Here is a 3,872-nt window from a genome sequence, read left to right as displayed (position 1 = left end):
CGTTGAGCTTATGCTGCAGAATCACCTGTCCGGTGTCGGCATGTCAGACAGTTTCTGGCCGGGGGTGGGATTCGGATTTGGTTTCGCAGTCTTATATGATGCCGGCAAGTATGGTGAAATCGGTTCTCCAGGAACGATCTGGTGGGCGGGCTCAACCAATGTTCACTACTGGATCGATCCGCGCGAAGAACTGGTCGGTGTTCTCATGGTTCAGGTCAGACCGTTTCCGTATCTAAACATAATGGATCTTGTTCGAAGTATGAGCTTACATGCCTTGAATTAGCCCGGCTAGCCGAGGTTCGTTGATCACATGCTCTCTTTGAATCGCTTCGATTGTCTCAGTTGGGACCCTGCCCGTTTTGCAAGAAAGCTGTGGGCAGCCATACAGTATCTGCAAAGGTTCTTGTGCTGATGGCATGAAGAATGACTTGCTGCAGTGCAGGAATAAAAAGCTGTGCTCAAACAATTGTGACAGCTGTTTAACGCTCTTAGAGCTAATGGTGATTCGCCAACAATGGAGCAATTGTGAGTGAAATTTGTGCGATAATGGCAGTTCACATAGAGCTTTGGGGTCATCAAATTTATGCAGTTCGGACGCCTCTTGAACAAAGAAACTTCCCATCAAACGTTCTGTGTCCTGATGATCCTTATGTCAACCATGTTCCTCTCTGCGCCGCAGGAAGATCCGATGGCCCACGGAATTGTCGCGCCCCCTGACACTCCCAGGCAAGAAATAACAGAGATTCTTTTTGGCAAACAGGTATCCGATCCATATCGCTGGCTTGAAGACCTGGATGACGAAAAAACCGTCGAATGGGCCCGGAAGCAGGATGCCTTTGCGCGTCAATTCTTAAACTCGAAGGCAGAGTTGTTAAACAAGATCAAGGAACGGGTTGCCGTGGATGGCAATGCCCCGGATATGGGTGTGCCTCTGAAGCGTGGAAACTCTCTTTTTTATATGTTCGTCAGCCGAGAATATGAAAACCCTGTACTGATGCATAGAAATCTCAACGGTGGTTCTGCCAAGGTTGTAATCGATCCGGGAAAGGATTTTGTGGTTGCAGATTTCCGACCAGATGCAAAAGCCCAGACTCTCGCATATGCACTGGAGAACAAGGATTCCGGCGAAAAAAACTGGTACTTCCTGGACATGAAGGCAGGAACCCTTTTGTCGGCGAAGTTGACCGGAGGAGGTATACACGGAAACCCCTGGTGGCCCGATGGGAAGAGGTTCGTTTACTTCATTCCCCCATCCGGCGAAGAAGGAAAACCGGGCCAAATCAGGCTTCTAAATATTCAGGGGAATGAAGGGAACGAGCTTCTTTTTGAAAGTGAAAACCCAGCAGCCAGGATTCGACCGGATGTGACTGAAGATGGAAAATACCTTGCCATTTCCATCTGGGAAAAAACAAATGTGAACCGGGTGTTTGTAAAACCGTTGCCCCACCCCGATCATTCACTTGTTGAGCTTTTTGCGGGCAGAGATGGGCAACATACATTCCTGGGAAGCATTGGGGCCACGCTCTTTTTCTTGACGACGCATGGAAGCCCGAAAGGAAAAGTGGTGGCGATAACCCTAACGAGGGATTTATCCACGTCAGAGTCAACAATCGTAGAGGAAAGCGAAAACACACTGACCGAAGCATACTTTTTCAATGGGCGTCTTCTTGCGGTGTATCTTGAAAATGGTTTTGCTGTGCTGAAAATCTTCAATATCGACAAAAGCCACGTTGCAACTCTTCATCCACCCAAGGGTCTGCTGTGGAATGATTACCCTGTGAATTGGCCTGCCTTCAGCGGAGGGCCTGATTCTAAAGCCTACTTCAGAAGCCTCGCGTTGATGGATGCCGGTGTTTACGAAATTGACATGAGGAAGGGTGAATTACATCAAATCTTCGAAAGGGGCCATCAGAATCAAAATACAAAATATTTGATTCGGCAAGTATTCTTTTCATCTCAAGGTGGAACAAAAGTGCCGATGACAATTCTTCACAAAGCGGATTTGAAGCTCGAGAAAAAACATCCTGTTCTGATCAATGTGTATGGCGCCTACGGATTCACGTTTATTCCTTTCTTCAACCCTATGTATCGCGTTTTCGTAGAAGCGGGCGGAATTTATGCAGTTCCGAATATCCGTGGCGGAGGAATTTACGGTCAGGATTGGTACGAAGCAGGACGGGCACAGAACAAAATGAATTCCGTGCAGGACACGATTTTTGCTGCGAAATGGTTTCTGGATAACGGTTACGCGGTTCCAAAAAGGCTGGCAGTAACCGGGAACAGCGCGGGAACCATTCCGTCAGCAGTGGCTGCGATTACCAATCCGGAGTTGTTTGGAGCAGTGCTTTTGGAAGTGCCGCTTTCCGATATGATCCGCTATCGTCTGTGGACAGGCTCATGGAATTCGGAATTTGCGTCCCCGGAATCTCTGGAAGGATTCGAAGCGGCCAGGAAAGTCTCTCCTTACCATCTGCTTGAAGAGAGAAAGTCCTTACCTCCTGTAATGATCACTGCAGGCGACCAGGATGAGACCGCTCGCGTATCCCACGCATATAAGCTGGCCGCGGCGCTTCAACATGCTCAGACAGGTGAATTCATACCGCTCTTGCATATCGACTGGGGAACCGGACACGGATCAAACAAAACCAAAGCTCAAAGGATCAATACCTGGACGTATGAATTGGCTTTCTTGTTCCATGTTTTGGGCATGAACTCTGATGAACGGTAACCTGTATATTACTCTCAGATCCATTTGAGGAATCTATCTCGGATTTTTAAAAAAAGTCAGGCGGAGGGAAAAGGAATTTTGAAAAATCCAGTGGTCCGACGGATCGATCGCTGTTGTTCTTAGCGTTGTCTGTTTTTCTTTTCTTCAAAAGCAACAGATGCAATGGGAGCCCTATTCTGGGGAATAACTTTGCGGTAACCGATGGACAGAGTGTGGTTGCGACGCGCTACATAAGCGATTCAACGCTGGAACCGGATACGGGTTAAAGACAATCGCAGTCCTTCCTTTCGCAGATATGAGTCCCTAGCGTGATCAAGAGTATTTGAGTGACGGTATCGCAGAAGAGATTATGTTTCAGTTGCCCCGCGTTAAGGGTGTGCGCCTTGCGGCACAGACTTCCGTGCTTGCATTCAAAGGTGCTCATCAGACATCCGGGAGATCGGTAAAAAACTGGGGGTAGAATCCATTCTGGAAGGGAGCGTGAGTAAGTACCAAGAATAAGTTGCGAGTCAGGGCACAATTGATTGATGTTCCCAGTGGCCTTCACATTTGCTCTGACACTTATGAAAGTGAACTTGAGGATGTATTCAAAGTTATTCCAAATTACCCAATCGGTCATCAGGCGTTGCCTAATGGAAGATTTGCTGAAGCGATCAGTCATTTAGAAATCGCACGGCAATTGGATCCGCTCGCTTTATGGGTAAATGCGCAATTAGGATACGCGCTGTTTGTAGACCGGCAGTATGAGGAAGCCGTTGCACAGTTGCAAAAAACGCTGGAGCTAAACGATCATTTTTATTTGGCTCACATGTTTCTTGGCATTGTATATTCTTAGCAGTCCAGAATGACGGACGCACTTACTTCGATGCAAAAAGCGATTTCGGAGGCGGGAGAGGCGGCACGAGTTCTGGGATGGCTTGCCTCTTGCCCGAAACCAGTTTCCCGCAGGAGGATCGTGGTTAAAAGATCATCTGGAAAAAAGTGGCAGTGATGGGAGTCTGTCCAACGAACAAGTAAACGAATTGATGTCCGTTTTGCGGATTGTTACGAATGATCAGTCACGCTTACTGTATACAATTCCAAGACCGGTTCGCTTTGGTGCCCATACTTTTTATACAAATTTCTGTATCAACTGCCATACGAT

At 47.6% G+C, this 3,872-nt stretch carries 3 protein-coding genes; all 3 read left to right on the top strand.

What is annotated here, in order from left to right:
* The coding region (locus L0156_25455; GenBank protein ID MCI0606347.1) for a serine hydrolase at positions 1-283 on the top strand (283 nt) is incomplete at its 5' end.
* Between the two features lie 366 nt (positions 284-649).
* The gene (locus L0156_25450) at positions 650-2,728 is read left to right on the top strand and encodes a prolyl oligopeptidase family serine peptidase (GenBank protein ID MCI0606346.1); all 2,079 of its coding nucleotides are present in this window, start codon (positions 650-652) and stop codon (positions 2,726-2,728) included.
* Between the two features lie 520 nt (positions 2,729-3,248).
* Entirely contained in the window at positions 3,249-3,563 is a 315-nt protein-coding gene (locus tag L0156_25445) for a tetratricopeptide repeat protein (protein ID MCI0606345.1), read from the top strand.
* The last annotated feature ends 309 nt before the right edge of the window (positions 3,564-3,872 follow it).

This window comes from bacterium, assembly GCA_022616075.1.
Lineage (GTDB): Bacteria > Acidobacteriota > HRBIN11 > JAKEFK01 > JAKEFK01 > JAKEFK01.
Note: the sequence above shows the minus strand (reverse complement) of the source record. Positions and strands in the feature narration are given on the sequence as shown.

Bases quoted from the DNA above. Each gene is read 5' to 3' on its own strand.
- L0156_25450 (MCI0606346.1), top strand. From the start codon at position 650: ATGTCAACCATGTTCCTCTCTGCGCCGCAGGAAGATCCGATGGCCCAC.